The following is a 4,382-nucleotide window of genomic DNA, read 5'->3' on the forward strand; positions in this document are numbered from 1 at the left end:
CCCGCCTATCTCGCGCAGGCTGGCAGTCCCGAGCGACCGGAGGATATCGCGGAGCATAGGGTCATCGGCTTCCTGCTGGCCGACCATCTGACGAAATGGGCGCTGCACGGGCCGGAGGGCGCGATCACCCTCGATCTCGATCCCGCCATTCGCGTGGGCAACAGCCTCGTGCTACGGGATCTGCTGATCGCGGGGCAAGGCATCGGCACCTTGCCGGATTTCGTCTCGAATGAGCCAGAGAGGCGCGGCGATCTGGTGCGCGTCCTGCCCGAGTGGGAACTGCCCGCGCCGGAGATTTTCGCGGTGACGGCCTCGCGGCTGGGCATGGATGCGAAAGTGACGGCGTTTCTCGATCACCTGCGGGCGGCGATGGCGCCCTGACATTCTTCAACCGGCGTAAAGAGTGATTTGCGCCTAGGCCGCTTATTCCCAAGCGGCTGATCCGCGATCTTCTCAGGCAACGAAACCCATGCCCTGAGAGGATCCAATGACCCGCGTTCTCGTTCTCTATTACTCCAGCTACGGCCATGTCCGTGCGCTCGCCCAAGCCGAGGCGGAGGGGGCGCGCAGCGTGCCCGGCACGCATGTCGATCTCCGCCGCGTTCCCGAAACCCTGCCCGATGACATCCGGCAGAAGGCTGGCTTCGCCGCGGATGATACGCCCGTCGCCAGCCCCGCCGATCTCGAAGCCTATGATGCGATCATCTTCGGTACGCCCACGCTGTTCGGGATGATGGCCGGGCAGGTGAAGTCCTTCCTCGATCAGGCGGGCGGGCTCTGGGCGCGCAATGCGCTGGTCGGCAAGGTCGCCGCCGTGTTCACCTCGACCGGCTCGCAGCATGGCGGGCACGAGGCGACGCTGCTTTCCACGCAGATTCCGCTGCAGCATTTCGGGATGCTCATCGCCGGGATGCCTTACACTTTCGCCGATCAGACGCGGGCCGACGGGATCGTCGGCGGTGCGCCCTACGGCGCCGGCACGATCGCCGGAGCGGACGGATCACGGACACCGACCGAAACCGATCTCGCGGGTGCACGGTTTCAGGGCGCTCATGTCGCACGAATCGCGGCGCGGCTGGCAGGGGCCGCTCTGAACGAGGAGGCCGCATGATGCCCAAGCTCACCATCGATTTCTTTCACGACGTGGTCTGCTGCTGGTGTTTCAATATCTCGTCGCGGATGCGTAGCCTCGCCGCCGAGTTCGATCTCGACATCCGGCATCGCACATTCGTCCTGCAGGCCGATCGCGAAGAAATGGCCGCGCGCTGGGGCTCCCCCGACGCCGCCCGCGCGACCATCCTCGGGCATTGGGCGGTCTGCAGAGAGGTCAGCGACCGGCCAGAGCTTGTCGATATCGAGGCCATGCGGGCCGCTGATTTCGACTATCCGCACGGGATGGCCGCCGCGCTCGGATGCAAGGCCGCAGAGGCGCTGGGCGGGCAGGACGCCCATTGGGAGATGTTCGACCGGTTGCAGCGCGCGCATCTCACCGAGGCCCGGAACATCGCCGATCCGGTCGTCGTGCGCGACGTCGCACGAAGCCTCGGGTTCGAGGCGGCGGCCTTCGCAGAGGCGTTCGACGATCCGGCCACCACCGAAGCCGTCGAAGCCGATCGACAACGCGCCCGTGCCCTTCAGGTCCGCTCCATCCCCGCGCTGATCGTCCGGGAAACCGGCGCGCGGCTCGTGAACGGGACGCGTGAAGACCTCGCGGCACAGCTGCGCAGCTCGCTGAAACTCGTCGCGTGAGGAGAGCCCCTGATGAAGATCCGTTTGTTGTTCCGTGGTCTCCGGCATCGGCGCTTCCATCCGCGACGCGTGCCGCGCGATCTCTCGCCCTATCTGATGCGCGATATCGGGCTCGAGCCCTGGCCCGAGCGCCCCTGTCTCTCGCCGCGCCACTTCCGCTGAGCGACCCGACCGAAGGCGCCAAAATGACCTATCCATCTCCGACCCTCTACATGCTGTGCGGCAAGATCGCCTCTGGCAAATCCACTCTGGCGGCACGCTTGGCGCGTGCGCCCGGAACGGTACTCATCGTCGAGGACGAGTGGCTCCATGTGCTTTTCGCCGATGCGTTGCGGTCACCGTCCGATTACGTCGACTATTCTTCGAGGCTCCGGCGGGTCGTCGCGCCGCATGTCGTGAAACTGCTGAATGCGGGGCTTTCGGTGGTCCTCGATTTCCCGGCGAATACCGTCACGCAACGGGACTGGCTACGCGGTATCCTCGATCAGACGGACGCGGCACATCAGCTCCATGTCCTCGACGTGTCCGATGCTATATGCCTGGCGCGGTTGAAGGCGCGCAATCATCGCGGGGATCACCCGTTCGAGGTCTCCGAAGCCCAGTTTCGTCAGTTCACCCGCCATTTCGTCGAACCCACGCCTGAGGAGGGTCTCCATGAGGTGAGGCATTCAGAAGGGGCCTAACGCGGCGCACCGTTGCCGCCCCGAGGCCCAGTCTTCTCTCTCTCTCGCGCGCGCGCTTCTCCCTGAATACGAGTCACCCAATGTCACGTACCACCGATATTCTTCTCACGGCGCTCGCCCCGGCTATCTGGGGGAGCACCTATCTCGTCACCACCGAGGCGCTGCCCGCTGGCTACCCCATCACGCTTGCGGCCTTGCGCGCCTTGCCTGCGGGGGTGTTGCTGGTCGCGCTCACGCGGTCGCTGCCGCCGCGTGCATGGCTTGGCCGCACTTTCCTCCTTGGCAGTCTGAACTTCGCCCTGTTCTGGAGTCTTCTCTTCGTCGCGGCCTATCGGCTGCCCGGCGGGGTCGCGGCGACGCTCGGCTCGCTTCAGGCGATGATGGTCATCCTCATGGCGCGCGGCTGGCTTGGCACGCCGGTGCGCGCCGGTGCGGTGATCGCCGCGGCGACGGGTGTGCTGGGTGTCGCGCTTCTTCTGCTGGGGCCCGAGGCCGCATTGGATCCTGTGGGTGTCATCGCCGGTATTGGCGGGGCCGCGTCGATGGCGGCGGGCACCGTGCTCAGCCGCAAATGGCAGCCGCCTGTCTCGGCGCTGAGTTTCACCGGCTGGCAACTGACGGCGGGCGGGCTGATCCTGCTGCCACTGGCTTTGATCGTCGAGCCGTCCCTGCCGCCGCTGACCGCGCTGAACCTGTCAGGTCTGATCTGGCTTGGCCTGATCGGGGCGGGCGCGACATACGCGATCTGGTTCCGGGGCATCGCCCGTCTCGAGCCCGGCGCGGTCTCGATGCTGGGGATGATGAGCCCGGTCACGGCGGTCACCCTCGACTGGCTCTGGCTGGGGCAGGGCCTGTCGTTGCTCCAGATGAGCGGCGCGGCTATCGTTCTTATCTCGGTCTGGGCCGGGCAGCGCGCGAACCGTCCGCAGGTTGCCAATAGCTTCCGCCCGTCGCACGTGGCGCAATCGAGAGCGGCGTGAGCGTCAATCAACGGAGGACTTCCGCGTGGCCCAACTTTCCCCGACGGACGACCTGATCCGAAAGTCGCGCCTCGCCGGGCTGCTATATCTCATCATCATCGTCATGGGGCTCGGTGCCGAGCTCGGCCTGCGCGCTCCGCTTATCGCACTTTCGGATGCCGCGGGCACGGCCTCGGCAATACTGGCGGCACCGGGCCAGTTCCGGCTGGCGATCATCGCCGATCTGGTGATGGCGCTGAGCGATGCGGGGCTTGCCGTCTTGCTATATCTGATTTTCCGCAGCGTCGCTCCGGGTCTTGCCCTATCGGCGATGGTGTTCCGGCTGATTCAGGCGGTCCTCATCGCGGCAAACCTGATGGCGTTGCAGACGGCTTGGCTGCTTCTGTCGAATGCCCATGATGTGGCCGACGCTCAGTCGCTGGCATTGATCTTTCTCGATCTGCATGGCCATGGCTACGATCTCGGGTTGGTCTTCTTCGGTGTGAACAGCCTGATGATGGGCGTTCTGGTCTGGCGCTCGGGCCTCTTCGCGAGAGCCTTCGGGGTGGGGCTCGCGTTGGCCGGTCTGGTCTATCTGATTGGCAGCTGGATCCGGTTTCTCGCCCCCGACCTCTCGGCGGCTTTCGCCCCGGCATACGGGGTGACGATCCTCGCAGAGACTGCGTTTTGCCTCAGGCTGCTTTTGCCGCCGCGCAGACACGGGCGGAGCGCGAGCTGACTCTGGTCTAGCCCAGCGACTGTCGGTTCGTCAGAATCCGAAGCGGCCCGGATCCGTTCCGAGCCACTTCGGCGATGCATCATCAGGACCAGGGGGTCACGAGGTATTTCTCCCCGGTCTTCATCTTCCGGTAGTCGGTCACGGCTTCCTTCGTCAGCATCTCGTCGAGATTCACGCGCGTCTTGTAATGGCTGGCGAAGGTGGTCGTGAGATTGTCGCGGACGCGCTTGCGCATGCGGCCGACGGTTTCTT

The 4,382-nt window shown here is 65.5% G+C and carries 7 protein-coding genes; all 7 read left to right on the top strand.

Annotated elements, in window-relative coordinates:
- On the top strand, window positions 1-381 hold a 381-nt coding region (locus B3D39_RS18015), incomplete at its 5' end, for a LysR substrate-binding domain-containing protein (protein WP_286789932.1).
- Between the two features lie 106 nt (window positions 382-487).
- The gene (gene wrbA / locus B3D39_RS18020) at window positions 488-1,111 is read left to right on the top strand and encodes an NAD(P)H:quinone oxidoreductase (protein ID WP_274963657.1); all 624 of its coding nucleotides are present in this window, start codon (window positions 488-490) and stop codon (window positions 1,109-1,111) included.
- Window positions 1,111-1,749 (top strand): DsbA family oxidoreductase, encoded by a 639-nt coding sequence (locus B3D39_RS18025; RefSeq protein ID WP_274963656.1) that lies wholly within the window; start codon window positions 1,111-1,113, stop codon window positions 1,747-1,749. Before wrbA ends, B3D39_RS18025 begins: the two co-directional genes overlap by 1 nt.
- 12 nt (window positions 1,750-1,761) lie before the next feature.
- On the top strand, window positions 1,762-1,911 hold the full coding sequence (locus tag B3D39_RS18030) for a hypothetical protein (RefSeq protein ID WP_274963655.1): 150 nt from the start codon (window positions 1,762-1,764) through the stop codon (window positions 1,909-1,911).
- A gap of 23 nt (window positions 1,912-1,934) precedes the next feature.
- On the top strand, window positions 1,935-2,432 hold the full coding sequence (locus B3D39_RS18035; RefSeq protein ID WP_274963654.1) for an AAA family ATPase: 498 nt from the start codon (window positions 1,935-1,937) through the stop codon (window positions 2,430-2,432).
- Between the two features lie 80 nt (window positions 2,433-2,512).
- Complete coding sequence (locus B3D39_RS18040) at window positions 2,513-3,412, top strand: EamA family transporter (protein ID WP_274963653.1); 900 nt, start codon at window positions 2,513-2,515, stop codon at window positions 3,410-3,412.
- Between the two features lie 25 nt (window positions 3,413-3,437).
- Window positions 3,438-4,130, top strand: a complete 693-nt coding sequence (locus tag B3D39_RS18045; RefSeq protein ID WP_274963652.1) for a DUF4386 domain-containing protein — start codon at window positions 3,438-3,440, stop codon at window positions 4,128-4,130.
- Window positions 4,131-4,382: the final 252 nt, after the last annotated feature.

The sequence above is a fragment of the Thioclava sp. UBA3469 genome (assembly GCF_002378135.1).
Lineage (GTDB): Bacteria > Pseudomonadota > Alphaproteobacteria > Rhodobacterales > Rhodobacteraceae > Thioclava > Thioclava sediminum.